General features: G+C 54.8%; 32 protein-coding genes and 1 tRNA gene. 13 read left to right on the top strand and 20 right to left on the bottom strand.

Going from position 1 to position 24,776, the window contains the following annotated elements:
* The first annotated feature begins 118 nt into the window (after positions 1-118).
* The 9 genes from RMSM_RS11735 to RMSM_RS11695 all read left to right on the top strand — a co-directional run bounded on the left by RMSM_RS11735 (position 119) and on the right by RMSM_RS11695 (position 10,209).
* Complete coding sequence (locus tag RMSM_RS11735; RefSeq protein WP_144057574.1) at positions 119-928, top strand: hypothetical protein; 810 nt, start codon at positions 119-121, stop codon at positions 926-928.
* A 98-nt stretch (positions 929-1,026) separates the two neighbouring features.
* Complete coding sequence (locus RMSM_RS11730) at positions 1,027-1,791, top strand: hypothetical protein (protein ID WP_008695838.1); 765 nt, start codon at positions 1,027-1,029, stop codon at positions 1,789-1,791.
* A gap of 37 nt (positions 1,792-1,828) precedes the next feature.
* The gene (locus RMSM_RS11725; protein ID WP_008695836.1) at positions 1,829-4,192 is read left to right on the top strand and encodes a hypothetical protein; all 2,364 of its coding nucleotides are present in this window, start codon (positions 1,829-1,831) and stop codon (positions 4,190-4,192) included.
* Positions 4,189-4,782 carry a hypothetical protein gene (locus RMSM_RS11720; RefSeq protein WP_008695834.1) on the top strand — a complete coding sequence of 198 codons (594 nt, stop codon included), beginning with the start codon at positions 4,189-4,191 and terminating at the stop codon, positions 4,780-4,782. Before RMSM_RS11725 ends, RMSM_RS11720 begins: the two co-directional genes overlap by 4 nt.
* Positions 4,779-5,192 carry a hypothetical protein gene (locus RMSM_RS11715; protein ID WP_008695833.1) on the top strand — a complete coding sequence of 138 codons (414 nt, stop codon included), beginning with the start codon at positions 4,779-4,781 and terminating at the stop codon, positions 5,190-5,192. Before RMSM_RS11720 ends, RMSM_RS11715 begins: the two co-directional genes overlap by 4 nt.
* 68 nt (positions 5,193-5,260) lie before the next feature.
* Positions 5,261-7,417, top strand: a complete 2,157-nt coding sequence (locus tag RMSM_RS11710; RefSeq protein ID WP_144057573.1) for a hypothetical protein — start codon at positions 5,261-5,263, stop codon at positions 7,415-7,417.
* Complete coding sequence (locus RMSM_RS11705; protein WP_008695829.1) at positions 7,414-7,806, top strand: hypothetical protein; 393 nt, start codon at positions 7,414-7,416, stop codon at positions 7,804-7,806. The genes RMSM_RS11710 and RMSM_RS11705 overlap by 4 nt, the downstream gene beginning before the upstream one ends.
* Positions 7,790-9,268, top strand: coding sequence for a hypothetical protein (locus RMSM_RS11700; RefSeq protein ID WP_008695827.1), 1,479 nt, complete (start codon positions 7,790-7,792; stop codon positions 9,266-9,268). The genes RMSM_RS11705 and RMSM_RS11700 overlap by 17 nt, the downstream gene beginning before the upstream one ends.
* A gap of 386 nt (positions 9,269-9,654) precedes the next feature.
* Positions 9,655-10,209, top strand: a complete 555-nt coding sequence (locus tag RMSM_RS11695; protein ID WP_008695825.1) for a hypothetical protein — start codon at positions 9,655-9,657, stop codon at positions 10,207-10,209.
* 445 nt (positions 10,210-10,654) lie between these two features.
* On the opposite strand, the gene RMSM_RS11690 is transcribed toward RMSM_RS11695, so the two are convergent.
* From RMSM_RS11690 to RMSM_RS11670, 4 genes are all read right to left on the bottom strand, one after another.
* Entirely contained in the window at positions 10,655-11,266 is a 612-nt protein-coding gene (locus tag RMSM_RS11690) for a hypothetical protein (RefSeq protein WP_008695821.1), read from the bottom strand.
* Between the two features lie 610 nt (positions 11,267-11,876).
* A complete protein-coding gene (locus tag RMSM_RS11685) occupies positions 11,877-12,188 on the bottom strand; it encodes a hypothetical protein (protein ID WP_008695819.1) in 312 nt (103 codons plus the stop codon).
* Between the two features lie 756 nt (positions 12,189-12,944).
* A complete protein-coding gene (locus RMSM_RS11675) occupies positions 12,945-13,136 on the bottom strand; it encodes a hypothetical protein (protein WP_008695816.1) in 192 nt (63 codons plus the stop codon).
* Positions 13,137-13,221: 85 nt separating this feature from the next.
* Positions 13,222-13,644 (bottom strand): hypothetical protein, encoded by a 423-nt coding sequence (locus tag RMSM_RS11670; protein WP_040765870.1) that lies wholly within the window; start codon positions 13,642-13,644, stop codon positions 13,222-13,224.
* Positions 13,645-13,975: 331 nt separating this feature from the next.
* Here RMSM_RS11670 and RMSM_RS11665 point away from each other — a divergent pair, with 331 nt between their 5' ends.
* The 3 genes from RMSM_RS11665 (at position 13,976) to RMSM_RS11655 (ending at position 16,596) form a co-directional block, all read left to right on the top strand.
* The gene (locus RMSM_RS11665) at positions 13,976-14,554 is read left to right on the top strand and encodes a hypothetical protein (protein ID WP_040765869.1); all 579 of its coding nucleotides are present in this window, start codon (positions 13,976-13,978) and stop codon (positions 14,552-14,554) included.
* 353 nt (positions 14,555-14,907) lie between these two features.
* Positions 14,908-15,090, top strand: coding sequence for a hypothetical protein (locus tag RMSM_RS11660; RefSeq protein WP_008695811.1), 183 nt, complete (start codon positions 14,908-14,910; stop codon positions 15,088-15,090).
* Positions 15,091-15,192: 102 nt separating this feature from the next.
* Positions 15,193-16,596, top strand: coding sequence for an SIR2 family protein (locus RMSM_RS11655; RefSeq protein WP_040765868.1), 1,404 nt, complete (start codon positions 15,193-15,195; stop codon positions 16,594-16,596).
* 56 nt (positions 16,597-16,652) lie between these two features.
* On the opposite strand, the gene RMSM_RS11650 is transcribed toward RMSM_RS11655, so the two are convergent.
* From RMSM_RS11650 to RMSM_RS11580, 16 genes are all read right to left on the bottom strand, one after another.
* Complete coding sequence (locus tag RMSM_RS11650) at positions 16,653-17,120, bottom strand: DUF488 domain-containing protein (RefSeq protein WP_008695808.1); 468 nt, start codon at positions 17,118-17,120, stop codon at positions 16,653-16,655.
* 3 nt (positions 17,121-17,123) lie between these two features.
* The gene (locus tag RMSM_RS39775; RefSeq protein WP_144057572.1) at positions 17,124-17,915 is read right to left on the bottom strand and encodes a hypothetical protein; all 792 of its coding nucleotides are present in this window, start codon (positions 17,913-17,915) and stop codon (positions 17,124-17,126) included.
* Positions 17,916-18,050: 135 nt separating this feature from the next.
* Positions 18,051-18,287 carry a hypothetical protein gene (locus tag RMSM_RS11640; RefSeq protein ID WP_008695803.1) on the bottom strand — a complete coding sequence of 79 codons (237 nt, stop codon included), beginning with the start codon at positions 18,285-18,287 and terminating at the stop codon, positions 18,051-18,053.
* Between the two features lie 9 nt (positions 18,288-18,296).
* Entirely contained in the window at positions 18,297-18,602 is a 306-nt protein-coding gene (locus RMSM_RS11635) for a WYL domain-containing protein (protein ID WP_008695802.1), read from the bottom strand.
* Positions 18,599-19,660 (bottom strand): hypothetical protein, encoded by a 1,062-nt coding sequence (locus RMSM_RS11630; RefSeq protein ID WP_008695799.1) that lies wholly within the window; start codon positions 19,658-19,660, stop codon positions 18,599-18,601. The genes RMSM_RS11635 and RMSM_RS11630 overlap by 4 nt, the downstream gene beginning before the upstream one ends.
* Positions 19,661-19,670: 10 nt before the next feature.
* Entirely contained in the window at positions 19,671-20,072 is a 402-nt protein-coding gene (locus RMSM_RS11625) for a hypothetical protein (protein WP_008695798.1), read from the bottom strand.
* A 48-nt stretch (positions 20,073-20,120) separates the two neighbouring features.
* Positions 20,121-20,201 (bottom strand) — tRNA-OTHER (locus RMSM_RS11620).
* A gap of 238 nt (positions 20,202-20,439) precedes the next feature.
* Positions 20,440-21,294 (bottom strand): DUF2303 family protein, encoded by an 855-nt coding sequence (locus RMSM_RS11615; protein WP_040765858.1) that lies wholly within the window; start codon positions 21,292-21,294, stop codon positions 20,440-20,442.
* A gap of 31 nt (positions 21,295-21,325) precedes the next feature.
* On the bottom strand, positions 21,326-21,943 hold the full coding sequence (locus tag RMSM_RS43980; RefSeq protein WP_040765855.1) for a hypothetical protein: 618 nt from the start codon (positions 21,941-21,943) through the stop codon (positions 21,326-21,328).
* Positions 21,940-22,152, bottom strand: coding sequence for a hypothetical protein (locus RMSM_RS11605; RefSeq protein ID WP_008695793.1), 213 nt, complete (start codon positions 22,150-22,152; stop codon positions 21,940-21,942). Before RMSM_RS11605 ends, RMSM_RS43980 begins: the two co-directional genes overlap by 4 nt.
* Complete coding sequence (locus tag RMSM_RS11600; protein ID WP_008695791.1) at positions 22,145-22,849, bottom strand: MarR family transcriptional regulator; 705 nt, start codon at positions 22,847-22,849, stop codon at positions 22,145-22,147. The genes RMSM_RS11605 and RMSM_RS11600 overlap by 8 nt, the downstream gene beginning before the upstream one ends.
* Positions 22,836-23,162 (bottom strand): hypothetical protein, encoded by a 327-nt coding sequence (locus RMSM_RS11595; RefSeq protein ID WP_008695789.1) that lies wholly within the window; start codon positions 23,160-23,162, stop codon positions 22,836-22,838. The genes RMSM_RS11600 and RMSM_RS11595 overlap by 14 nt, the downstream gene beginning before the upstream one ends.
* A 31-nt stretch (positions 23,163-23,193) precedes the next feature.
* Positions 23,194-23,391: a hypothetical protein gene (locus tag RMSM_RS39770; protein WP_008695788.1), complete on the bottom strand. Its 198-nt coding sequence runs from the start codon at positions 23,389-23,391 to the stop codon at positions 23,194-23,196.
* Positions 23,384-23,623: a hypothetical protein gene (locus tag RMSM_RS11590; RefSeq protein WP_040765853.1), complete on the bottom strand. Its 240-nt coding sequence runs from the start codon at positions 23,621-23,623 to the stop codon at positions 23,384-23,386. The genes RMSM_RS39770 and RMSM_RS11590 overlap by 8 nt, the downstream gene beginning before the upstream one ends.
* A gap of 45 nt (positions 23,624-23,668) precedes the next feature.
* Positions 23,669-24,001 carry a DUF1580 domain-containing protein gene (locus RMSM_RS11585; RefSeq protein ID WP_008695786.1) on the bottom strand — a complete coding sequence of 111 codons (333 nt, stop codon included), beginning with the start codon at positions 23,999-24,001 and terminating at the stop codon, positions 23,669-23,671.
* On the bottom strand, positions 23,998-24,270 hold the full coding sequence (locus tag RMSM_RS11580; protein WP_008695784.1) for a hypothetical protein: 273 nt from the start codon (positions 24,268-24,270) through the stop codon (positions 23,998-24,000). Before RMSM_RS11580 ends, RMSM_RS11585 begins: the two co-directional genes overlap by 4 nt.
* Positions 24,271-24,519: 249 nt before the next feature.
* On the opposite strand from RMSM_RS11580, the gene RMSM_RS11575 reads away from it, so the two are divergent.
* Positions 24,520-24,776 (top strand): hypothetical protein (locus RMSM_RS11575; protein WP_040765850.1); only part of this gene is annotated, 257 nt, incomplete at its 3' end.

Below are 24,776 nucleotides of genomic sequence, written 5' to 3'. Positions count from 1 at the left end.
TGGACGGTTTGATCGACGCGATCAAAGCGGTCACTGATCAATTCGTTTTCACCAATCCCGGCGAAGTCGACGCCAACGCGGTGTCGGGTGCGGGGGCGGCGGATTGGATGCGGCCGGAGTGCGAAGTGCAATCGGTTTGGCCAGTGCAAACTTGGACTCACAGCTAGCGGCCATTGTCGAGGATACCGGCACGACGTTGCCGAATACTTTGGCGACGATCGCCGGATACATCGACACCGAGATTGCCGCGATCAAAGCAGTCACCGATCAATTCGTCTTTTCCAGCCCCGGCATGGTCGACGTTAAAGTGGTCTCGGGCGGGATGACGGCATCGGGTGTGCGAAGTGCGATCGGAATGGTCAGCGCCAACTTGGACTCGCAGATCGGTACATTGTTGACCGCTTCATCGTTTGCCGCCGCGTTGCCGTCGAATTTTGGGGATCTGGCTATCGAAGCGGTAACTGGGAAGGTCGCCGCCGAAACCGAGTCCGAATTTGACTACGACGAAATGGCCGACGCGGTAGCGACGCGGATACTGCCATCGGCCAACAACTTTGCCGGCAACGGATCGACGAACATTTCCGATACGATCCGGATCAAACAACGCGATGATTACACCGCGTCGATCGGGCGTGCGTTCGAATGGTCGATCACTAATTCCGCCGTTGATTACACCGCCGCCTCGGTCGTCGTTGGCGCCGCCGGAGGTGGGACCGAACCCGATTCGCCGGTGTTGGTCGGTTCGCTTTCATTGCAAAACAAAGCGGTCGGCAGCTGTACCGTGCGGTTGGAATTCAGTTCGGCACAAACGAACGTTCCAGTCGACCGCTACAACTTTGATGCCCATTTGCTGATCGACGGAAAACGCAGCACCGACATCGAATTGCAGGTGGTGGTGGAACCGAAATACGCCGACGCCCCGGCGTAGTCGCGACGTCGTCGATCACTAACGCCAACGCGGGACATCACGCGATCGCAGGGCAATTTGGACGGCTCACCCATTCCACCCGAATTAACGCGTGAGCCATGTCACCGATCTATTTCCTTCCCGGCGTCAAGGATGTCAACGCTGCGATCCTCGATCAATTCCGGCTTGGTGGGCTGATCGATCGACCAACCAAACGTGAAACGTTCCGCGGACCGGACGATTTACAAGGCATGCTGTGTTGCCAATCCGGCTCGGTGAAAACGTTGCGGTTTGATCCAAATCAAAAATGGTCAAAGCGATTCGGTACCGACGCCTACGTCGGAATCGATCCCGAGTCACCCGTCACCCCCGAATCGCTACAACGTCCAACGCAGATCGCCGGTCAACGGTTGACGCTGTTCGATGGTCAATCCTATGTGATCCCTCAATTGCGATGCTTTGACGTCAACCAGATCGACGGTCCATTGCTTTATTCATGCAATCTGGATCGCATGTTGACGCAAGACACCGAAACCGGGCGGATGGTGCCAGGCGAAGTTGTCCCGCAATACCGCGACGTGTGGAACGACGCGATCAAGATCGGTGACCGCATCCTCGATCAATTAACGCGAGGACAATCGAGTGCATCACTAGCGGAAGTCGACTTGCACGATTTCGCGATCAAGGTGCTCGGGTTGAACTATCGGCTCGAAAAGCCCGAGGTGACCGCCGCGAATCTGTTGACCTTGGAATTGTCGAGCAAGATTCTAAACATCGCGATCGACACCGAAACGATGAGGGCCAACCTGGGAAACCGCCTACGCCGCCGAGCCTCCGGCGGCTCCCGTACCGAATCTGGTGTAACGCCGCAAACCGCGGGCTAAGCCATCCTTATCACCCCACCCTCGCGGAATTGATCTTGTGGCAACTACCGTCGTCGAGCTGAGCGGAGACGAAGCCAAGCTATTGGCTTCGCTGCAACGCGTCATCGAAAAAGAACGCGAACACGAGCGACAACTCGCACGCACGGCCGACGCCGGCAACGCCACCGGGAACGAAATCGAAGCGGCGCTCAAACGGGTACAAGACGCCGACAACAAAGCGCTCAAAGGATTGTTGTCAGATCTAAAACGGGCCGGGCCCGAGGGCAAAAAGCTCGGCGACGAATTGCAATCCCATTTCCGGTCGACTGGCCAAGCCGGTCAAAAGTCGATCGAGTCGATCATTGGTCAATTGCGACGGATCGACCCAGCGGCGGCCGAAGCGGCTGAGGCGTTGCGTGCCGAGTTTGCGGCCAACGAAGTCTCGCTCAAATTCGATGATTCGATTCGCTCGATCGAGCAACTGGGCGGCGCGGCATCGCGAGTGATTCGCGAGATGCGTGATGATTTGGCGTCGATCCAATTGTCGCCGCCGAACATCGACGAATATGTTAAACATTTGCGCCAACTCGATCCGGCCGCGGCCGAAGTGGCCAACCGCGTGCGTGCCGAGCTCGGGGACGTTGAGCCCGAAGTCGCGTTCGATCGAATTCACTCCGCGCTCGCCGATCTAGGTCCCGAGTCGGCGGAACTATCCAACCAAATCACACGAACGTTGGCCACCGCCGGTGGCGATACCGCAGGTCTGGATTCGTATCTCGCCGATCTCGAGAAACTCGGCCCGGCGGCCAAGGGCGTGGCCGATGAGATTCGCACTCGGATCGCCGAAGCGGACAAGCAATCGGAATTTGACGACACGCTTGCCGAATTGAAGTCGCTCGGTGGCGAGGCGGCGGCGATCGCCAAAGGGATCGAAGCCGATTTGGTTGCCGCCGATGCGGCCGCCGCCGGCGACATGAACGAAGTGCTCGAACGTTTGAAGCGTATCAACCCAACGGTCGAAGCGTCAGCCGATCGGATCAAGACGGAGTTATCCGATGCGGCTCGGTTTGGCGAAGGCAAATTCGCCGAAACGCTCGATACGTTGCGATCGATGGGACCGGTTGGTCGCAAAGTCGCGTCGGAGCTGAAAACACATCTCGTCAACGCGGGCGAGTTGGCCGAACAGTCAATTGACGACGTGATTTTGTCGCTTGGAAAAATCGATCCCGCGGCGGAAAAGGCGGCTCGTGCCATTAAGGATAAGGTACAGCCCGAAGCATCGACACTCGACAAGACGTTCGAAGGTACTGTCCAAAAGTTTCTCGCGATCGGTACCGCGTACAGCACTTTTCAAAGTGTGCTCGCGTCGATCAATCAGTACCTAGTCGATCAACAAACATTGCTTGACGATTCGCTCGACAAGCAACGCGAACTTGCGAAAGCCCAGCAAGAGGCCGCCAAAAACCTCGCCGGATTGTCGATCGTCGAACGCGACGAATTGCTGCAGCGATCCATTGGTGAAATCGCCAACAAAGCCGGCTTTTCGTTTCTTGCCGGCATCACCACTGCACTCGGCGCCGCCGTCTCGCGTGGTGCAACGTCCGAGCAAGCGGTCGACGCCGTCACGCAATCGGCACGACTCGAACGAAACACGCCGGAACAACTCGACGAAACCGCCGCCGGTGCCGTCGCGATCCAACGGCAAACGGGATTGACCGACATCCGCCAATCGATCGCGCTTTTGGAAACGACCGGAACGCAGGCAGCAATCGTCGATCCGGCCGCGTTGGTCGAATCGTTGCCAAAAGCGATTGGTTCGTCTGTGTCGACCGTTCGCGAACAAGACGCCGAGGAAGCGTCGCGACAAGCGGCGGCGTTATTCGCGGTCATTACGCAATTCGGAAACGACGACCGGGGGACCAGCTCCGCGACGTTCCAAACCGATTTCTCAACACGGATGGATTCGTTCTTTACCGGTCTGGACGATGAACTCGTTGACGCACGAAGCAAAATTGAATTGCTCGATCGAAAGATCGCCAAGGGGGCCGCGACCGAGGCGAACATTCGCGACCGTGAGCGACTGGCCGAATTCGTTACCGTCGCAACCGAAGTCCAACAGAAGGGCGAAGGCACCGTGGCGTTTGACACGTTTTTTGGCCGAATCCAAACACTGCAGCAAAACGAAGCATTACAGCGGCAGTTCGTTGGCGAAGGATTTGGTGAAAAGCAATTCCAAGTTGTCCTGAATGACATCTTTGACGCCGAAAGCGACGCCGCACGGCAGCTGCGAAGCAGCTACCAAACAATCCGAGCGGATGCGGACTTTTTCGAACGCGAAGCCTCGCAAATCGCGTCGGGAACACCGCAATTGTCCGTGTCCAACTTCGTCAGCCGAAGCGAGGGGGGCAGTCCGCTCAATTGAGCCAAGACATCGAGGGAGCATCACTCGCGGCATTGCGTGACCAGGTCGCCACCACGCTACAAGAGACACGCTCGCCGGGGTTCCTCGGGTTTTTATCGTCCCAGGTCGACGAAGCGTGGATCCGTCGCGGTCGACTATCGGGCTCAACATTCGCCGAAGAATCAGTCGACGCGATTAACACGTTGCTCGGTCGTCGACGTGAATTTGCACAGGACGGAATCACGACAGAAGAACACCCCATCGTCAACCGATTGGATAACCAGATCGACGCCATCATCGAGCTGATTTCGAATAACGCCAGCTCGCTAGCTCCCGGTTCAATCACTTCGGCCGCCGACTACGCGACCGACCTCGGGGACCGTGTTCGCAGGGAAGGGAACGCCGATCTGGGACGCTACATGGAGACTCTTGCCAATGAGTTTCGTAACGTTGCAAAGAAAGTCGACGAACAAAACAAGATCGCACGTGAACAGCTCGACGCGATGAAGGGGACCGAGGCAAACACGAAACCAAAACCGGGCAATCCGTCCAACGTGATTCGCCAGTCCGCAAATAACGCGGATCACCGGGCGGCAATGGAGACCCAATGATCAACATCGGTGGTTTTCTATTTGATCTTTACGAGGGAACGGTCGAGGTGCCGAAGTGGTCGGGGGTGCCGTACGTGCAACCAGGCGTACCGAACGTGGGTATCCATATGCAACCGCCGGCCGGGACACCGTTCGGACTCTTGACCACCCGGTTTGACGCGGCCGAGTACTTCGAGGCCAATCAACGCCGTCAACGCGACAAAATTGGATTGCACGCTTACATCATCGCCGACGGCATCAACTATGAAATCGCGCCCTATCGGTTGCGGTTTTTCGTGCTTGACGTCCGCATCGTGTCGGCCGAGATCATCCCGATGGCCGCGGGATCGCGAAACGGTTCGACCTACGAACATTCGCCCGCATCAAAGGTCGTCAGCGAATGGATCCTCGTCGCGGTGCCGTTGTCCTAATGTCGATCACGATCAACCTAAATGACCCTGCACTCTTTCCACGTCGATCGACGACGCGATCGTCGCGCGTGTGGACGAAACTGCGTTGGAACGATGCGTGGACGCCGCGGCCGGATTTGCACGCTACACAAACCGTGTGGTCGGCGTTCCCAGAAATTTCAACCGCGACGCTTCATTATCAGTACGGCTGGGTTTGTTTGCCCGGCGAAAACGTCGCTCGTCGTTTTGATCCGATTACTTCGCGGGGTTATTGGGTGCTGATTGCGCACGAATCGGATGATTCCGCTTCGTCAATGGTGTGGCTCGGATACGCCGAATCGCCGCAAACACAACCGCTATCCTACGCCTCGGCTGACCCACGAAGCAACGCGATCGCCAGCGGTTCGCAGTTCGTTCCCTGTTTTGGGATGGAACGGTTGTGGGACGTCGCCACGATCGAAGGGACAATCGCAACCGATCCGGCAAACGAAGCAAAGTGGACACGATTCGGCGACATCGCCGCCACGTTCAACCAAGATGGCCGTGGCAACCGATCCGCCACTCGAAAGTCGCTCGACGAAACGCGAACGTGGCAAGCATACGGGTTCGCGAGACCCGACGAAGAGCGGCACACGTGGTCGACCGCCGACATCGTGCAATACCTTGTCGGTTACCACGCGCCAACCACTTCGCGAATCATGCCCAATCCGGACTCTGCCCCCCTCGCCGAAATTCCCTGGCGGATCAGTGGGTTGGAATACCTGCCCAATTGGGACTCGCCCACCATCACTTGCGACGGCCGGACGGTTGGCGATGTGCTTCGCCAATTGGTCACGCCTGGCCGGATGGCTTCGCTCGCAATCGGAGCGACCGCGACCATCCCTGAGCTCGGCACGAGCGGATTGCCCGTGGTCACTGGTGTGCATGTCGTCGCTCAAACACGATTGATCACCCCGACCACGATCCCAGGCATCGGATCGTTGCCGTACGATTCCGGCGGTGTCAACTTATCCGCTCTATCCGATCCCCTGACCCACATCGACCATCAAGTCGATTCGTCTGACGTGGTCGACGAAGTCGTCGTTGCCGGGCCGCGTGAAATTTCGGTGTGCACGCTGAAGCATGGATCAAAACAATGGGTCAACGATTGGGAGTCCGGCGACCAAACGGCGTTTGACAACGGGGCTGCGGACGATCCGGATTGGGGTGACTGGACAAACGCGGAGCGGTCCGAAGCGAACAAACGAGTACGCGAGCGGGCGAGTCTGCAGGCGGTCTATCGTGATTTAGTGCTCGATCCCGAATCCGACGGCACTTGTCTCAATGGAGAGTCGATCTATCCCAATCGCGAAACCGGCGGCAACGATGACAATCCGCACACATCCTTTCCCGGCACGCACCGAGTCCTATCCGAATTACCGTTGTATGTCGGCGTCGATTATTCCGGCGACGTCGATGCAGTTGACGAATCGGTCGGATGGCAACGGCGGCCGATCCTGGTGTCGGTGGAAATGCCGTCGGAGAATGTATCTAACAAACGCGATCCGCTCGAGCTGATCGGTGATGTCGATGCCCACTTGCCCACGGGCCCTTTCGCCTCGATGCGACCGTTCACGTTGGAAGTCAACGCGACCAACGAAAATGGTCCCGGTTTGCGTTTGAACGTCGGCGGTGCCCCACGATTCGTGATCACCGCGTCCAACGGCAACGAGGCCGACGGCAAAGGGTTGGACGGATACGATTACAAAACGATCGAGACGACCGTCGCGATGGTCGGTGATCGCCGTCCCTACTATTCGATCGCATCGGGTGATCTCGGGTCGATCGATGTGCCCCGGCGTCGGCTTTATGTTTTTGAACACGCGCCGCTGCAGATGATCTACATTCCGCCCGGAACGGTGGTCGAGATCGATGAGTTTGGCGATCGCAAAACGTCCGACGGTGGCATTTTGCGAAACCCGTTGCCGAGGCTTCAGGCACTTGCGTCATTGCTTGCCGCCTACGCCCATTCGCCTCGACATCGCGTCACGGTCGAAACCGAGCGACGGATCAGCCTGTTGCCGATCGGAGCGAATTTGCGTTGGGTCGACGTGGCTGGCGTCGACGTTGCCGCACCAGTGATCGAAATCCGAATTGATTCCCCAATCACGACTCGACCATCCGACGCACGATCCACCCAAACCATCACCGCCGCGTCGCATCGATTCGACGTGATGCGGTTGATCGAAGCGGGGGCCAACCGATGAGCGAATTGCAACGATTGCGGGACGAGATGACGCAGCTGCGGGCGGCCGTCGCCCAGCTGCAAGCGAACATGGTGACGCGATCGCAACCGTCGATTCGTTTTGCGGAAGGGTTATTGACCGAGTCGGTCACGATCGAGCCATCGCAATATGAGCATTCGTTTTCGGCGACGACGATTACGATTCGAGTTTTCCGAACCACCGATCGCGACGGCGTCGAATTGACCGAGACCGGGGCGACGATCGAAGCAACCGCGGTACCGCCCGGTGAATACACCGCCGGATGTTATGCGATCGCCGTGCAATTTGGAAACGACGGCGTGTGGCGAACGATCACGCTTGGATGCAACCCAACGATCGAGGATTACGTGCCGAATGTCATTCCAGAATAGTCCCGGTGGCGGCGGCGATTGCGGTTGCGACGAGACCTGTGAATTGTGGGCGACCACCGTTCCCGGTGACGAGCGATTATTGCCGCCAACCGATTGGCGACTCGACTGCAGTTTCCAAACGTACGCTGGTGAATCGACTCGCGAATTAGTGGTTAAAAGGAGCGACGATTCGGTTTGGTTGAAAATCACGCTCGACTATTTTCCGTCGGGATTAAAAGTGGTTTACAACGAATGGGAAGCGGCGTACGAACACCGCTGGATCATCACGGTTGAGTGTAACGGCGAAACGCGAGAACGTTTGATCCCGGTCAAGTCGGGTTTTGCGATGAAAGTAAAAGTCGCGTTTGATGGCAACACGCTACTGGTCAACGCGACGCCAATGTTGAAGGTTTACGATGTGCTTGCCGAACCGAGTGGCGACATCGTCCGGCGATGGTGGGAACAAGAAACATGGCTCGAATTCACCCCCGCCACGCCGAGCGACAAATTGTCGGTTTCGTTCACATTGCCCGAGGGTGAATTGGCAAACTATCCCAGCATCGCTGGATCGATCATCGCCAACAATCAAACCAACTTGATCGGATCTCGTTTTCTCGACTGTCCTCCCGTCGCCGCGTGCATTCGGCGGCCCAACCGACGCCAATTGCGGATGTCCGTTTTGTCCGTCACGACTCCTGGCGGTTCGTTTACCGGTTTCGTGGATCCACGGCCGAGCGATCCCTATCTCGATCCGCCCAATTATTATGCGACTCGCGACAGAACGTTGATTTACGGTGGATGCAATTACAGCGAGGCGATCTACGGCGAGATCTACATCAACGCCCGCATGGCTCGCGAAATCTTGCTGGTTCAAGATGCCGTGCACGGCGTCGAGAACACGCCTGCACCGATCACGCAGTCGGTTGCGTTCAATACGCCGCAAGTTTATGCATCGGTGTCGATTGTCGAGATCGATCAATCGACGAACGAGTTCGTCGTCAAAGCCGATTTGTATACGGTCGTTGATCTACGCGATTTGCCGATCGAGACATCAACGCGATCGGCCAACGTATGGGCAGGCAGCGGACTGACAAACGACCTATACGGTCCCCAAGTGGCGATTGACGCGGGCGACTTTTCGTACGTCACCACTGTGTCGTCGGGAACAAAATGGGGGCCATGTAAAAAACGCCCCGCCGGGCCGGTGATGTGGTTGGTTAGCTCGCATCCAGCACTCGCGGGAATCGGCAACCGGGTGACTTCACCTATTCTGACTCAGTGGCAAAAACGGATCCCGGTGTTCGATGACACCCCACCGACGATCACGTTTGGGCCGGATGATTTGGTGGGCGAGGATCTCGACACAACCTATTACCGATTGACATCAGTCGAATCATCATGGGCCGGCGGAATGCACACCGTCCGGCATCACGCCGCCGCCTTCACGCGGCGGGATTTTGAAATGACGGTTGGACCATCGTAGGGAGCATAGGAATTGACGCGTCCCAACAGGCGAAGTGGTGTAAGCGAACTGGCTTTCGATTTCGAGCCGTTTGCAAACAATCCCTCTGCAGCGGCGTCTGCCGGGTGAGAACAAGCTTGACAGTAGCTCTATAGAGGGTGAGAATAGCGAGCGAACTCCTCCGCTCCGCCGAGGGGGGACAGCGTGAGAATAAGTCCGAATAAGGGTGAGAACACCCCAAAACGACTTATCCTCACCCTGATCATCCGCTGAAACATAAGTTCGCCAAACAAATTTGACTTTACGCGCCTCGCAGTCGCAACGTTCGTGCCAATGTGAATTCGGAATCGATGCCAACCGATTGAATCGGCTGCACCAACAACTAGCGTGACTGGAATGGGGACCGTATGGATCAAATCGTTCAATTCTTCGAGAAATTGGTCACGGAATTTACGTGGAGACGTCTAGGGTTCATTCTGGCATTGCTATTCCTCGCAATCATCTGCACAACCTTCTACGAGATGTACACCGGGCACTTTCGACTCGGCAGGATTGAGCGGGCGGCGGATTTACTGACTCAACTTTCCGAACAGGCCGAGCAAATCAGTGAATCCAAAAGCGACGATGCAAAGGAGGTTCACAAAGCGCTGCTGAATGATCTGGCGGCATACGTATCTCCAGAACCCGTGCAAGTGTCGGCGCCTGACTGGCTCTGGAAGGCGGGAGCTGCAGCAGTTCCATGGTTGCTTCTCGCAATCGTCTTCTACTTTGTCACAGAGGATGATTTTGGAAACTTGCTTGGCGGCTTGCTTATTGTTGCAATCCCCATCGCTTTCATTGGTGCTGTGCTACCCGATTTCTCTCGATCGTGGATTAACTACTATGGCTATCCGATCGGTGCTATGATTCTCGTTCTGGTCCCGATGTTTCTCATTAGTAACAGGAAAAAGACAGCAAGCTAATTCGGGTCGGCGAACCATGCGATGCACCGGCGTCGGGCTTGCAAGGTTTCATGAATGGAAAATCAAACGTCCCGACCCGCTGATCGCCACCGTTCTGCAATCGGACAACGCGACCTGACCCAACATCGACGGCGATTCAAATGAGACGATACGAACTCGCGGCGAATCTCGTCCTTCTGGAAAGGAAAAGGTGTCAGGAAAGGAAAAGGGGTCAGAAAGGAAAAGGTGTCAGGACTCTTTTTGAGAAAGGAAAAGGTGTCAGGACTCTTTTTGGGTAGGTGGAAGCTGGTGTCCGTCGCTTTTAAAATACCGACGACGCTCGATCGATTGACTTTGATTGAGTCGTCGCGGGCTGGCGGGGATGCCGTTAAGCATCACGCGGCATCCCCGATCACGAGCGAATTCTCGCTCGCCGCCAGCCCAACGTTGTCCGTGACACCCGCGGTCAAGCGAGTGGACATATATTATCGTCTGGATAAAAAAGCAGAGCTGTCTCGGCAAATCCTGATCTGGTGCTGATCCGCGCCGCTCTGCTTGCATCGATTTTGCGATACCGTATGTCGCCGTATATGAAATCTTCTCCGATTCGGAGGCTTCCGAACTCGTCTCTTTTTTCGTTTTCGATCGAGTTCCGGATTTTTTCAATTAAGTTGTCCTTTGCTGATTCAGCTTCCGGGGTGAACGTGGGGACTTCCGAATCATCGCCGTCCTCCATCAGGCTCCAATGGTTCTTCGCTGCATGATGGGCTAGCCACGAAATCAAACATCGTTCGAAGACGTGGGTGCCGAAGAAGATGGCAAACACGCAGTACGATCCCTTGTGTTGCGTCATCTTTGCGTGGCCGTTTGATGCCGCGACAATGGTGGCGACGATCAGTTCGAGACGTTGCTGTATGTCTGGATCACGATCGTGATCAGTCATTGGTCGAAGAACCAATCGATGAATGTTCAAAACATGAAAAGGACGTTTTCGCGCGTGACGTGCTAGCTGGCTCAAATCGCAACCTAGTCCCGCCGTGTCCTCGGATTTAACATTGCGGACCAATTGTTTTGCCATTTCCCGATCGTCCGTGGTTGGACGGATTGGGAAACCGTCATGACGGATCGGTCGCCTTAAAAATGAGTCGTTTTGCAACACGTTTCTTTGCCCCAGAACCATTTGCTTTTGACTTGTCGCAATCGATTCCCACCTCGGGGGTGGCAACCTGATGCGTCTGCGGATAACGCAGCTTCAAAGCCTAGGTTAGGGAGAAATGCCAACTCTCTTATCAAAATCAAATTCTGGTGATATGTTCCGAGTTCCGAAAATTGACCTGCTACAACCCGTACTATCGATACGCGATTAGGCTATTTCTACAACGTTAACCTTCCATCCAATTGCGAATGTTGCCCGAGCCGTCGGGTCAACTCATTGTCGAGTGATCAGCCATAAGAGAACTGCGAAGAAGGTGCAGTCGCCATTTCATGTCAACTGCGATCACCTTTTGGATATATTTACTCTGTCCTCGGGACAAAAGTGAATCACTCGTTGTGCATCTGTGTGGCGATCGATCATCATTGCCCGACGATCGTCCAGTTTGCGATACCTTTTTGACTCGTACTCAAACTCTTCGCCAGCGTCGATACTGTAGAACTTAGTTTCCATTTTGCGCCACCTTTTTTGGATCCTAACCGAGACTCAGCCAGCCGCCGCTGATGATGATGGCGACAAGGATGGCGATGAACCCGAAGCACAACATCCAAAACAATCCATTTCGTAACCGGGATCGTCCGGGAAGTTTTTGGCCGTGCGTGGCGACTTCTTCCATTGGAATGTCCTTTCTGTGGACTCGATCCTCGGGATAGAAATGGATCACTTTTTCATCGCTACTTGGTTCGCCGTCAAGCAACCATGCTCTGCGATCGTCCAACTTGCAGTAACGTCTGCCCTGGTATTCGAATTCGTCACCAACTTCGACGTTCAGGTATTCGTCTTGCATCTCTTAGCCACTTTGAATGATGCACCCGCCCGTACATTTATCCCGCGTTTTGTGCCGCAAGCGATGTGCCACCGGTGTACGTCAAGGCCGTTCATGGTCTTCAATCAAACTCCATTTGTTTTTTACGGCCTTGTGAGCCAACCAAATAAGCATACTTTGATGGAATGCGCCACTACCTGCAACAACGGCATAGACGGCCCAGTCGTGTTTTCGCTTTACCAACCTGGCCCGGCCGTGAGTGCACTCGAGAATTTCCGCGACAATCGTCTCTAATCCGATCACTAGGTCGAAATCGCCTTCGCAGTCCACAAGAGGACGCAGCAACAATCGAACAACGGTTGCCGGCAGACTTTGGCCATTCGCCGTTTCGAATCTTCTCAGTCGCAGTGACTCACGCAATGGGGCTTCATCCGTGGTGCCAGCCTCTTTGATCAAGAGTCTGGCTTTCGTTGCCGTGTTCGTTCTCGCTTGCTGCTTATCCTGGTTGACTTCCTGCCGCATTATTGCGTTTCCGTTTCGTGAGCATTAAAGGGGGCGCACTGTATATTGTATGCACAATTGGACGTTGCCTTGATTCTCCGAACCGCTCATCCAATTCGAGGATTCAATACCAGAATCGTAGGCACGACGTGTTACGCGAGGTCTGATCGGCGAGACGTGTCAGTGCACTGCATCAGGTGCGAGCACGGTTGATGATCACGCGGCATCCTGCACCAAAATGCCGCAAATAGCGGGCGTCTGAGAGTCCGAGCTGTTTTATCTCTGATCTTTTATTGCGGATTGAATACCGCGGCGAACTTCGTCTTCGGGATAAAAGTGCCAGCCGTTTCTATCGTCGCCTGATGCATCATCGACCAACACTGCGCGGCGATCATCCACTTTGCGGTACGATTTGTTGTCGTGAATAAACTCTTCGCCTAATTTGACGTTTGCAAACTCGTCAATCATTTACACGCTCACTGTCTTCTTGAACCCTCTGAAATTCCCGTCCCCCATAGGCATGTTTCGTGCCAACGGTTGTTCATGCAGGTTTCTAACAATCTTCCATCAAGCTCCAATGATTCTTTGACGCATGATGAGCCAACCAGGCGATCATACAACGTCGAAAGTTGTGGTCACCAACAAACTGGGCAAAGACGGAATACGAGTCGCCGTGTTTCGTCATTCTGGCATGTCCATTAGCGGCTGCAATGATTGTAGCGACAATCTTTTCCAACCGTTCGGTGATGTCGGCGTCATCGTCGTAACCAACCATCGGTCGCAAGATCAACCGATCAATGTGACTGTCTGACGCCCGAGGAAAAAGCGTTCGACGCGTTTGATTGACCAACGATTGACGCAACTCGTCCTCAAGCTCTGGTTTCGCTGTATCGACCCATTTTTTTGCGAGCGTCAAATCGTCCGCTGTTGGCTCCACCGGAAAGCCATACTGATCACTATTCTTGTTAATTCCCATTGCCCCGATGCTCTGTTCGTGGGATCGTTAGCCCATGGATATTTGGTCACCCCGTCACGCTGGGGGCATTGTAAGGGGTCGGTCAAGCTGGGTCGATGCAGCCCCCCCCCAAGCGTCTCATCCTTTTCGCTCTGGTTGCAACGTGGCGTGTGGTAGCCGGATCGATATTCCGTGAATGCGTGGATCACATCGACAGCGATTCTCCAACGCTCCCACACGGTTGTTTCATGCTCAACTAACTCGGTGTCGAAACCATCGGGTGGGTGTTGAGCTCTGGCGTGATCATCCATAGGATGCGGCTCCCTGCCGACTCGCTCCTGCCCGCGCCAACATGACATCACTACTCCGCGTCGCTCTATTGCTCTTTCCCGTGCTGACACCTTTGACTGGCTGTTCGCCGTCGACGGTGGAAGGTCCGTCGATCAAAAACGTCGACGTTCATGCACGACTTCTGCATGCTGGATTCCGAGAGTCGAAGACTTGGGAGTCACTTGGCAACAAGTTTGTCGAGTACCGGCGTTCGGTGGACGAGGAAGTCACGGTTTATGCAACGTTGTGTTCGGCGTGGAGGATGGTGACGGTTCGGGCACCCCAGTCGGCCATCGACGATGTCGACCGGATCACGCGTGCGATCCGAGAGGGCGAAGAGACAGTCGCGTTGATCGTCAACGATGCAAATGCGCTGACGGGGTTGTATGCGAATGAAAATCGGGTGCCGTACAGCAGTGGGATCAATCGCACGGAGCACAAGGTGGTTTCGGGGAATTGGTCGATTCAAGTGGTCCGCTATCTCTCGGTTGCAAAGAATGCGGATAGGGTGACCTTGGCGACCTTTACATTGCGTCCGTTGACCGCGACGCTTCGCGATCGCTTATCGCTGCGGTTGGGCAAACGCACTGTCGAACGGTAACCTGCGGCCGGGCCACAACTGCAAAGGGCCATCGACGCGATTCGATCGGATGTCATGAGCGGATCAATCGTCGGCAGCCGGAGTTTAGTGCAGTTCGAGACATCTCCGCCAGCGTCACGACCCGTTCCACCGCGAGGAATCTATAGACACAATTGCGCGTATTCGCACCAACCCCAGTCACCCGTGTGACAAACAACTTGACACGAGCCCCCCGCCGGGTAGAATTTGCGGCTTGTTGACGGTCGAGCGTGGCGAATGTTAACCACGAGCGGGCGGAGGCGTTGATTGCGGATTTCTTCACGCTGGTTTTGGTCGGCGTCTGAGCTAAGGATGGTTACCAAGACATTCCGTTGATGCTTGAACAACTAGGGCGAGGCCCGATCATCCTCGATCGAATGTACCACATGCTCAGCCACTACGACGAAGATGCTCCGTTGCTCGACGACATCAAGCCGCTACGCCGCTACGCCGACGCGTTCACCACCGAAGTCAAAAACGAAGCGGACCGTGTTCGTGCGATTGTGACGACGGGGTGAACATTCCTGATTGGCGAAGATTGTTGACACGTTTTTTTGTCTCGTCACTTCCTGGGACCCTTCGCGTTTACACGATACGCATCGTCCGGATTGTATTCAAAGATGACCAGCTACACTGAGTATCAAGAGCGTTGTTCAACTGCCATCCGTGATGTGGTCTCAGACAGAGGGTGTCAACCGATCCTCTTCGCGGGGTCCGGTTTGTCAAAACGCTTCTTTGACGCACCCAGTTGGGATGCGCTTCTTACGCACCTTTGTTCCGTATGTCCCACTATCGTAAACGATTACGGATATTATCGTCAGAAGAACCAAGACCTTCCTTCAATCGGGTCTGAGATCGCCGATTGTTATCGTGAATGGGCGTGGAGTAAGGAAGGTAGAAAAATGTTTCCATCGGAGCTTTTTACGTCAGACCAGCCAAACGATATTTATTTGAAGCATTACGTTGCAAAGCATTTTCTCACGTTAACTCCCCCGCTTTCCAAAATCAGGAAAGCAGCTATGAAGAAAGAGTTGGATAGTTTACGTAAGATTCAGCCTCACGCGATCATTTCAACGAATTACGACGAATTCTTAGAGCGTGTATTCCCCGATTTCACGCCTGTGGTTGGGCAGCAAATTCTTCGGACAAATTATGTGAGCGTTGGAGAGATTTTTAAAATCCATGGTTGTGCGAAAGATCCACGTTCCATCGTTCTAACGGCCGAGGATTATGAAGAATGGACTCGGAAAAAAAAGTATTTGAGTGCAAAGCTCTTGACCTATTTTGCGGAGCATCCACTGGTGTTCTTGGGGTATAGCGGGACAGATGATAACATTCGAGCGATCCTTTCGGATATTGACGAAATATTGGCGGAGCCCAATGGCGTGGTTTCAAACATCTTCTTCGTAACGTTCAATCCTGACGCTGATTCAGCCAATAGTTTACCAGATGAAAAGCTTATTGCCCTGCACGACGGGCGATCTATTCGCGTTCGCAACATAGATGCGAATGATTACGATTGGATATTCCGTGCTTTGGGGGCTGGTGCTCCAATTAAAAAAGTGGATCCCAAGATTCTCCGAGCGTTACTAGCCCGCAACTACGAGTTAGTAAGGCATGACATCCCCAGAAAAACTGTGCAGATTGATTTCACCACCCTTGAACACGCCGTAAACGCGGAAGGTCAATTTGCGAATTTGCTCGGGATCTCAACTCTTGACAATCCAAGCGTCTTTAATGCCGTTTATCCGTATACTTTGAGCGGTGTGGCGCGGGAGTTGGGATTTTCCTACTGGTCGCACGCGGACAAGTTGATAAAGCAGATAAGAGACGAATACCATGTCGACATTAAAAGCTTCGATAACATATATCACATTACCGTAAAGACAGGATCTTCGGACACGTCGCTGACGCAAAAATATTCACAGGATTGTGTTGACTTGTTGGCGGCGGTTCGAGACGGAAAGCGGGTTCAGCTAGATGATACGGTATTAACCGGACCTGATCAGTCGAGTGACGGGTGATCAATATTACCTATGTCACTTTTTTCGTTTTTCTATGGTCGGACGCTAGGTCTGGGCTACGCTGCTGAGTTATGCAGTGCGTCAGGGGCAAGATGTTCAATCTTGATGTACGCATTTGCTGAAAGCTCTCGCACCACTTCCCTACGGTGACATTTTCTCCAGTCTTTACAAAAACACAAAAGACAAAGTTGATATGAATTCGCGAATGTTCGGATCTGCCTCAACGCGTCTCGCGATTCTTCACGTTTCAGATGATTCCTCACACCAGAAAAAAACTCGTTATAATCTCGGTCTTTTCGCACTGCGTGTCGCAACGCTTTGGGCGATCCGAGCGACCGGAAATGTCTGTATTCAATTCCTGCATCGTTGAGCATTTGTCTCAACGCGGTTTTGGAGAAACCACGTTTACGGCTCGTTGGGATTTCACGAACGTCGACGAGCATGTCAACCTTCGCGGAGATCAGACGCTCTACAAAATCTCCGATTTCTAAGCCTTCGTATCCAACGGTTAAAATCTTGTTCATCGTTCATTCCCACTGAAAGGCACGAATCTGTGTAATGGTCTTTGGAACATGGTACAACCCGGAGATCATCCATTCCCCGATTCGACTGTGTGTACCAAAAATCCCGTAAACGGTGCGATCCGGATTGAAAATACTTTTCCGAATTCGGTCTGAAATCTGCGCTAAAGCCCCCACTTCTCCTTCGATCACCTTATTTCGCTGATACGCTGCGTAATAGCTCCACGCGAGCACCTTTCGGTCTCCTTCTAACCCGGTTGACCGTTCACGAAATTTCAACCGGAATTGCCATGGAACGCGGTCCCCGAGTCCCACCCGCTCTTTTTCGGATGCAAATAAGTCACCCTGGGCAATTGCTTGCAATTGCGATTCGCTCCATTTGCGCTTATCTGGTTTGTAATAGAGTTCCAATGGTTGGATCTCAACACATCCGTTCGTCAGTCCTAAATCCGACATTGCATCCCGGCTTTCGAAAATAGTGGGTTGCATCCATTCCCACCTCTGACGTTCTGAAATAATCTTCTTTTCTACTTCTATTGGCGTCCCCGGTGCTAAATGCCAGCTTTCAGGACGCTTGTCCTTCGTATCCTTGTATGCCCTTAGCTTGATAACATCCCATCTTTGGTATTTTTCCGTTTCAGGCAAAAAGCGAAACGGAATTGGATACAATCTCGTGAATTTACCGTTCTCGTCGACGCCCCCAGTGCACACGGTCTCAACATACTTCGTGCTCACTGCAGGGTAGGTCTTGCAGTTCACCAATACGCGTAGTTCCCGCTCACTGCCGGGTATTTTCATAATGTATTCCCATCGTCTAGTGTGTGGCTTACTGGAATACATCGGAGACTAACCAATCGGGGGGCAATTGCAACTACGGTAAGATGCAAAAACTAACATGTGAGTTGTGTGTCATGCTGGTGAGTCAGTGTTAAACTATATAGGATGACAGTCTTTTAGTACTTTTGTTGCATTCAACTCATCACACAGATCCCAAATAATCCGTTGTTGGCGATCGTTCATCTCCGCCAGTTCATCGATGATGGTGGACATCACGAGCACGGTTGCAAACCAGCCTATTAAACATGCGATCAACCAGCGACCGTAGGTTGGTTTGGTTGGCGGTGGTGCGGTTCGGATTGGGGCGGTGTAGGGATTGATTCGGTGAGGCATCGTGGTCGACTATTTCTTTATGACGCCCTCGTGCATGAGGACGTCGGCGGCGTTGTCCAGCTTGATCGATTCGATCCGGCGGATGTCGAATTGGCGATGGTCGCCGCGGCCAGTGCACAACGCTCGAAACAAGTAGTCGTTCTTCCATCGCGTGGGGCTGACCCGTCGATCGGTGACGACGCCGTCGGCGTCGCGATAGGTGATCCGAATGACCCAACGATCGGGATCTCGCATGGCCTTGCTGACTTGTTGTCGAACACGGGAGATTGCGTGGCTGCGACTGGATGCTTGTTGGGATGATTTGATGCGGTTCATGGTTGGGTGTCGGGGGCTTGAGATGTTTGGGACCGGTGGATCGCGTTGTAAACGGCTCGCTCGTTGTCCTGGACGTGCTCGGGCAATCCCGCGGCGATCAATCGCTTGGCGGTGACGCCGGCGATCGCATGGGCGGGAGTGCCACGGGGGGCGTTGGCGGCGACGTCACGACGGATCGCGTCGGCGCGTTGTTGTCGCTCGGCCCGGATCACCTCGGCCGGTTTGACGCCGCTGATTGGCCATCCGCCGGAGCGAACGTGATCGAAAAGGGCACCGCCACCGAGGGCGTCGGTGTGGCGAACGACGTACGCAGCGTCGGCCAACTCGGTGGGCGTCATCCCGGCTCGTTTGGCTTCGTCGATCAGATTGCGGACTCGCTCGACTCCGGCATCACGGATGGAATCGACGATCGATTCGAATTTGATTTTGGATCCCGATTCCGCCGCCGTCGCCGATGGATGCGGTTTCGGCTGGTTTGCACCGGGTGACGGCGATGAGGGAAGAGGGTTTTCTAATACAGTGTGTTTTGCATTCCGACACGACTTGGTCATCACTTCGTCATCGTTTGGTCGTGACTTCGTCAACGCTCCGTCATCGTCTCGACACGACTTCGTCACTAATTCATCAGAGGTGGTTTCGGTCGGGATGGGGGCGATTTTCTGCAGCGCGACGTGCCGGCTTTCGATCGCGTTGGTCTCGTGAATCAATTCCCAGTTCAGCCACACTTGCAGCGTCTTGGCCGGTCGGCCGCGTCGCCGGGTGGGGTTGGTTTGGATCTCACGCGTGCGGATCACGTCGTACGCTTGCAGCTCGGCGATGCATCGCAGTGCGTAGCTGTATGAGATCCCGACGGCGGAATCGGCAGCGATCTCGGCGACGGTACGCACGAGCGTTTCACGGCCAGCGACGCGGGCGATCAAACGGCAAATCAGATCGTGGCCGGAATCGGGGCGAAACCCGATCGCACGCACGGCCGATTCGACGGCGCAAATGCGTGCGTGGATTTCACGCGTCGATTCTTCGGCCATTGCGATCAATGGACGATGGTGATCTTCCATGATTTTCTACTTAACGTGCTTCGCCAGTCTCCGGATCAATCGTGCGGCCGTCGCGGGTGGCGAACTTCATCTGGTCGGGATGACTGTTGTCACTGCCGCTGGTTCGCACAAACAATGCGTCCGAGTTGTCTTCGGTTCCGCCCTCGACGGCAAACGAGCTTTGCGTGGGACGTTTCGGCAACGATTGGTCGAGTTTCCAATTGATTTGGTAGGCACCGTTTTCGACGTCGGTGACGACCATTTCGATCTTGGCGGTGATCGTTGCTTTGGCTTTGTGCGATCGGTCGCCATGCCGACGGCGAAACGCGACGAGGCCCTTCATCGTCTCGGTGATCGCTTCGTCAAGCTCGTTGATAAACTCGCCCTCGTCGATCAGCTTTGTCGATAGCGGCACAAATTGTTTGGATGCCATGTAAATTCCCTTTCTTTTGCGTGTGAACGATCAGTCAAACCACATCAGCGAAGCGGACAGGATTCGAACCTGCGACCTGGCTGTCGATCCTCCGATGAATCGCCTACTCTGCCACTGAGCTACCGCCTCGGTAATGCTCGTCTCTCCGAGCCGTCACGTCTCCGCTCTTCGATGTCTGTTTCGTGCTTGCTCCGATAAGGAACTTGCCCCAAACAGGAAATCAAGGCGTGCCCCGCGAACACACATCTTTGACTCAACACGCGACGTTCCGCATCGAACCGCAGCTGACGCTTATTCGGTCTCGTCATCAGCAAGGGCCGCGATCGAAGGATCACCGTTGGCCCGCATCATCATGGGGTGTAGGTGGTTAACGAATCAGATTCCAATCGCGTTCACGAACGCGGCCGAATCCGACTAACAATTCGGTCTGTTTGCGGACCGTTTCAACGAATTGGCCGAACGCTTGGAATTTCGCTTCCTGCAGCGACGGGGCGGCGACGAACACGACGATGCCGTTGGGGGTGTCGGTGACTAACAGATCCAAGTTGACTTCGACCGGATCGGTGTCCAAAAACAACGGAACGCAAATCGTCATTCGTTCGGGCAATTCGACGGCGACTTCGTGGCGTTCGCTGCCGATCACCGTTTCGACCATCACGCCGTTGAGCGTCTTGGCGCCGACTCCCGACTTTTTCGTGATCGTTTTGCTCGACTTGATTTGGCTGAACGTCAACGCCAATTCACGGCCGTCGGGTTGGATGATGGCTGACCGGTATCGCATCGCGAACAACGCGAAATCCAACACGGGGGTCGACGTGTCGACAAGACCCAACCATGGGCGAAACAACGGATGCGTGGTGGCAACGAATTGGACAAACTCGCGATCGGATTCGTCTGACTCGTCAAGCGTGGCTCGCATCCGCTCGGAATCGACATCGGCCAGCACCAACGACGACAACGTCTCGCACTCGCGTGATAGATACGCACAGAACGCGTCGATCGAGTGGAATTCGTGATCGCGTGCTTTGGCTCGGGCGACTTCGCGTTCGACCGCCGGTTCGGGTTGCAACCGGCGGTTGCCGTGGACGAGCCGTTTGACGGGGACGCCGTCTTCGCCGATCTCGTTGAACACGTCGATGATCGTTTCGGTTTCCGGATGGATTTGCCGGAGCTCGCCGCCGATGTGCAATTTGACGTCGGTATCTTCGCTTAACATTGACATTACTGATTCCATTTCCTTTGAAAAAACAAATTCACTCAACGATTTCCAAAAAATCCGCCGCCCATGTGGACGGATCGAGATGGGTTGCCCCGTGGGCGAATTGCATGTTCTCGCCAAACTTGGCGGCTGAGACCCAAGTCGCTGGATACAAGCAGCACCCAAAGTTTTTGACTGGCCAACAATGTTCCGGCCGGGCGTCGATGTGCTCGAACGTCGACGCGGATAGAATCGCGGTAACGATCGCTTGCCGGTGGTCGATCGCCGGATACAGCCCAAACCAGCGGTGACCGTCGATCTCGATGACGACGCCGAAAAGCGCCATCGATCGCATCGCCATCCGTTCACACGGCGACGGGATCACTCGGTCCCGCCATGGATTGCCGCTTTGACGATCCGGTCCATCACCTCCGATCGGTGCACTGGGACCGTCTTCGGTGCTTTGATCCCGATGCGAACTCGGTCGCCGCGGATTTCCATCACGGTCACTTCGATCGCATTGCCGACGCAAATGGTCTCTCCCGGTTTCCTGCTTAAAACTAACATTGCCTGTTCTCCATCGATCCTTGACTCGAGTAACGACGTCGCCACGGCGGGACGCCAGAAAGGTGAAAACACAAAAAACAAACGCGGTGGTGATGACGGTGCTCATGACATCCCTCGTAGCTGCAAAATGACGACTTCCGGATTTTCCATGTGATCGACGATGCTTCGCGCTAGGTCGATCTTTTGGCTGTCGTCGCCGACGCCCAGTAATTCGACGCACTCTTCGCCGAGTGCTTCGTGGATCTCGCGTAACTGATGCACTTTGGCGTGGATCTCGTGCAACCGTTCGATATTGATTCGGCTTGCATCAACCATTCGCATCTCCTGCATCGCTGTCGATCCATTCCCACGTCGCACGCGGATCGGTTTCGCTGATGGGGCACGGCCGATCGTGGCCGCAGACGTACAGCAATTCGCCGGTGTCGATGTCCTCGATGACTTGGACGCGTGCGGTTCGCTTTCCGCGGGTGATCGTGTATCGCCGGCCTGCTTGGATGGTCTCGCCGTGTTGATCGCATGGTGTCGTCGGGCACGTGATTTGATCGGGCATGACGTCGCCCATGGTGTCGACGGTGGTCGGGCGGTCGGCTCGGCGGTCAGGTGGTGGCGGCGCCGACGACGTTGCCGGCGGTGTGGCGGTCGATCGTTGCGAGGTCGATCGTTGCGAGGTCGGGTTGATGAACTCGCGACATATGACGACGGCGGCATATTTACCGCTGCGGGTGACGCGTCGGTTGGGGGTGTCAACGACTTCACCGCAATCTTTCAGCTCTCGAACGCGGCCGCACACTGATGCCAGGGGCAATCCCATTTCGTCGGCCAATTGTTCGCGTGTGACGCCGTCGATGCCGTGATTGGCAATGCGGGCGAGCACCATCCCGCGTTGACTCGGCCGGCGGGCGGAATCGTCGCGGTAGGTTTCGTCGCGATTGCGTTTGCCGTAGTCGATCACGTCGACTGCCGATCCAAACAAGGTCGGTTGGTCGCGGAATGGTTGATCAGGACGTCGCACAATGCACCTCCGGTTTGTCGCGGTTGGTTAGCTCGGTTTCGTGAAGTGACTCGATCGTGACGAACGTTACGTCGTCGATGACCACCGAGAAGTATTCCGATCCCCAGGACGTGTGCTGCGTGTAGTCGCAGTCGCCGAACAGTGCGAGGAATTGATCTTTGTCGGCGAATTCGACCGAGGGTTCGTTACCGACATCGATTCGCGACACACAATCAATGTTGAACTTTCGGATCAACCGATAGATCGATCGCAATTGGCGAAGCGTCTCGTCGGCTCGCTCGCATTCGCCATAGATTGGATTGACGGCTGTCATGATGACTTTTCTCCCCCCTGCGAAGATTGCTCTAAATCACTTTCAACACTTGTTCGATCGAAACCACACGACATTTGCCGTCGCAGTGCTTCAATAACAGCTTGCCGTTTTGCACTCCTATCACTCGGCGTGCATAATCGGGCTCGTCCTTCACGATGACTCGACGTGGACGCGACTTGTAATCGCCGATGGACTTCATCAAGTGGCCCAGCGTTATCGGTTTACCCAACGTTGTGTTCCTCGATCCAATTGGCCAAGTTTTCCAATTCGGCGACGACGTTTGATTTGTCCGTCATTCGCATCGCGGTGATTGCACCAAGGCATGCGGGATGCCACGTGCGATCGCCGTGGGCGATGCTCAACCGTGGTTCGATCTCCGCAAAGGTGTACCCGGTCGCAATCATGTGGATCGCGCTGAACACGTTGGCAATGGACGATTGGGGTTGTGTGCCGTTGCACATCGCGACGACTCCGTGTTGCGTGGGGGATCAGGTTGATGGGCCGATTTACAACAGGCCTTTGGCTTTCAGCTTGGCTTTGGCTCGTTCGTTGCGCCGTTTTGCAGCTGGCGAGCATTGGCCGTGATGGGGTCCGTCGGCGGTCGATTTGGATTGGCGTGCAAATGTGACGTCATCAAAAAACTGCTCGAGCCAATCGCGGCTGGTGACAACCCGTCCGCCAATACGTCGCGTCTTGAGTCTGACACCGCAAATCCCAATGGTTCGCCAGCGACGAATGGTGTTGTAATGCGGCCGCAATCCGGTGATCTGCTGCACCGCGGCGGGAATGTCCCGCGATGCGATCATTTGTTCGGCGACGCCGTTTGTGGTGGTGCTCATGACAACGCCTTTGCTGCGCGGAACGGGTTGGATTGTTCGCGGATCCACTCGTCTTGTTCTCCGCTGCGAAGAATTAACCCGAGCTTGATCGAGTTTTCTTCGAACGCGTTGCGTTTGTCTTCGGTCGCTTCCTCTTTCAAGGTGCGGTACCACTTTTGCCGATGATGATCACATAGTCCGCGACTTCCGAGTGGGCTATCACACCCATCGAGGATGCAACGCCCTTTGAGCACGCGGCTCTTGATCGTTTGTTCGTTCGCTCTTTCCATGGCTGACGCCCGCTTTAGGTGATGCTTTGCAAGACTCGATTGCATGTGCCGAACCCCAATCACGATCCATCGGAAACGGTGGGTCGTCCTCGGGGTGACGAATCGAATTATGCGGGGTTCTGATGTTGCGTCAACTACGTTCGTACTAAGTTTGACCGTCGTTGTGACGTTGAATGCGCTATAAAAATACTTAAGTCGTTTCAACGCAATAATTTGCGTTTTAGATAAAAACTTGGTACAAACTTAGGAATGACTCACGCAGAACCCAAGAAACACGGCTGTGCCGTCTGTGGTGACCAATCCATCTACAGTCGCGGCTTGTGTCAAAAGCATTACCGGCGTTTTACGCGCCGGTTAAAATCGATGCCGGAATCCGAACGCGATGCCTTCGAAGCAAGATGCATCGCGGATGGTTGGGTGCTGCCGTTAACCAAAGGGGGACGGCCGAAAGAGGACGCGGATCCGTTTGCCGACATCGCGGCCGAGATCCACGCCGAGACGGTCCG

This window comes from Rhodopirellula maiorica SM1 (assembly GCF_000346295.1).
Classification (GTDB): Bacteria; Planctomycetota; Planctomycetia; order Pirellulales; family Pirellulaceae; genus Novipirellula; species Novipirellula maiorica.
The sequence above is the reverse complement of the archived record's forward strand: the minus strand, read 5'-3'. Positions and strand labels throughout refer to the sequence as shown.

Bases quoted from the DNA above. Each gene is read 5' to 3' on its own strand.
- RMSM_RS11590 (WP_040765853.1), bottom strand. From the start codon at position 23,623: ATGTGCAACGGCACACAACCCCAATCGTCCATTGCCAACGTGTTCAGC.
- RMSM_RS11690 (WP_008695821.1), bottom strand. From the start codon at position 11,266: ATGGCAAAACAATTGGTCCGCAATGTTAAATCCGAGGACACGGCGGGA.
- RMSM_RS11615 (WP_040765858.1), bottom strand. From the start codon at position 21,294: ATGTCAATGTTAAGCGAAGATACCGACGTCAAATTGCACATCGGCGGC.
- RMSM_RS39775 (WP_144057572.1), bottom strand. From the start codon at position 17,915: ATGAAAATACCCGGCAGTGAGCGGGAACTACGCGTATTGGTGAACTGC.
- RMSM_RS11675 (WP_008695816.1), bottom strand. From the start codon at position 13,136: ATGATTGACGAGTTTGCAAACGTCAAATTAGGCGAAGAGTTTATTCAC.
- RMSM_RS11595 (WP_008695789.1), bottom strand. From the start codon at position 23,162: ATGACAGCCGTCAATCCAATCTATGGCGAATGCGAGCGAGCCGACGAG.
- RMSM_RS11580 (WP_008695784.1), bottom strand. From the start codon at position 24,270: ATGGAAAGAGCGAACGAACAAACGATCAAGAGCCGCGTGCTCAAAGGG.
- RMSM_RS11670 (WP_040765870.1), bottom strand. From the start codon at position 13,644: ATGGGAATTAACAAGAATAGTGATCAGTATGGCTTTCCGGTGGAGCCA.
- RMSM_RS11700 (WP_008695827.1), top strand. From the start codon at position 7,790: ATGTCATTCCAGAATAGTCCCGGTGGCGGCGGCGATTGCGGTTGCGAC.
- RMSM_RS11635 (WP_008695802.1), bottom strand. From the start codon at position 18,602: ATGAACCGCATCAAATCATCCCAACAAGCATCCAGTCGCAGCCACGCA.
- RMSM_RS11625 (WP_008695798.1), bottom strand. From the start codon at position 20,072: ATGGCATCCAAACAATTTGTGCCGCTATCGACAAAGCTGATCGACGAG.
- RMSM_RS11655 (WP_040765868.1), top strand. From the start codon at position 15,193: ATGACCAGCTACACTGAGTATCAAGAGCGTTGTTCAACTGCCATCCGT.
- RMSM_RS11685 (WP_008695819.1), bottom strand. From the start codon at position 12,188: ATGCAAGACGAATACCTGAACGTCGAAGTTGGTGACGAATTCGAATAC.
- RMSM_RS11665 (WP_040765869.1), top strand. From the start codon at position 13,976: ATGACATCACTACTCCGCGTCGCTCTATTGCTCTTTCCCGTGCTGACA.
- RMSM_RS11630 (WP_008695799.1), bottom strand. From the start codon at position 19,660: ATGGAAGATCACCATCGTCCATTGATCGCAATGGCCGAAGAATCGACG.
- RMSM_RS11730 (WP_008695838.1), top strand. From the start codon at position 1,027: ATGTCACCGATCTATTTCCTTCCCGGCGTCAAGGATGTCAACGCTGCG.
- RMSM_RS11695 (WP_008695825.1), top strand. From the start codon at position 9,655: ATGGATCAAATCGTTCAATTCTTCGAGAAATTGGTCACGGAATTTACG.
- RMSM_RS11585 (WP_008695786.1), bottom strand. From the start codon at position 24,001: ATGAGCACCACCACAAACGGCGTCGCCGAACAAATGATCGCATCGCGG.
- RMSM_RS11640 (WP_008695803.1), bottom strand. From the start codon at position 18,287: ATGCCTCACCGAATCAATCCCTACACCGCCCCAATCCGAACCGCACCA.
- RMSM_RS11660 (WP_008695811.1), top strand. From the start codon at position 14,908: ATGCTTGAACAACTAGGGCGAGGCCCGATCATCCTCGATCGAATGTAC.
- RMSM_RS11705 (WP_008695829.1), top strand. From the start codon at position 7,414: ATGAGCGAATTGCAACGATTGCGGGACGAGATGACGCAGCTGCGGGCG.
- RMSM_RS11605 (WP_008695793.1), bottom strand. From the start codon at position 22,152: ATGGTTGATGCAAGCCGAATCAATATCGAACGGTTGCACGAGATCCAC.
- RMSM_RS11715 (WP_008695833.1), top strand. From the start codon at position 4,779: ATGATCAACATCGGTGGTTTTCTATTTGATCTTTACGAGGGAACGGTC.
- RMSM_RS11650 (WP_008695808.1), bottom strand. From the start codon at position 17,120: ATGAACAAGATTTTAACCGTTGGATACGAAGGCTTAGAAATCGGAGAT.
- RMSM_RS43980 (WP_040765855.1), bottom strand. From the start codon at position 21,943: ATGAGCACCGTCATCACCACCGCGTTTGTTTTTTGTGTTTTCACCTTT.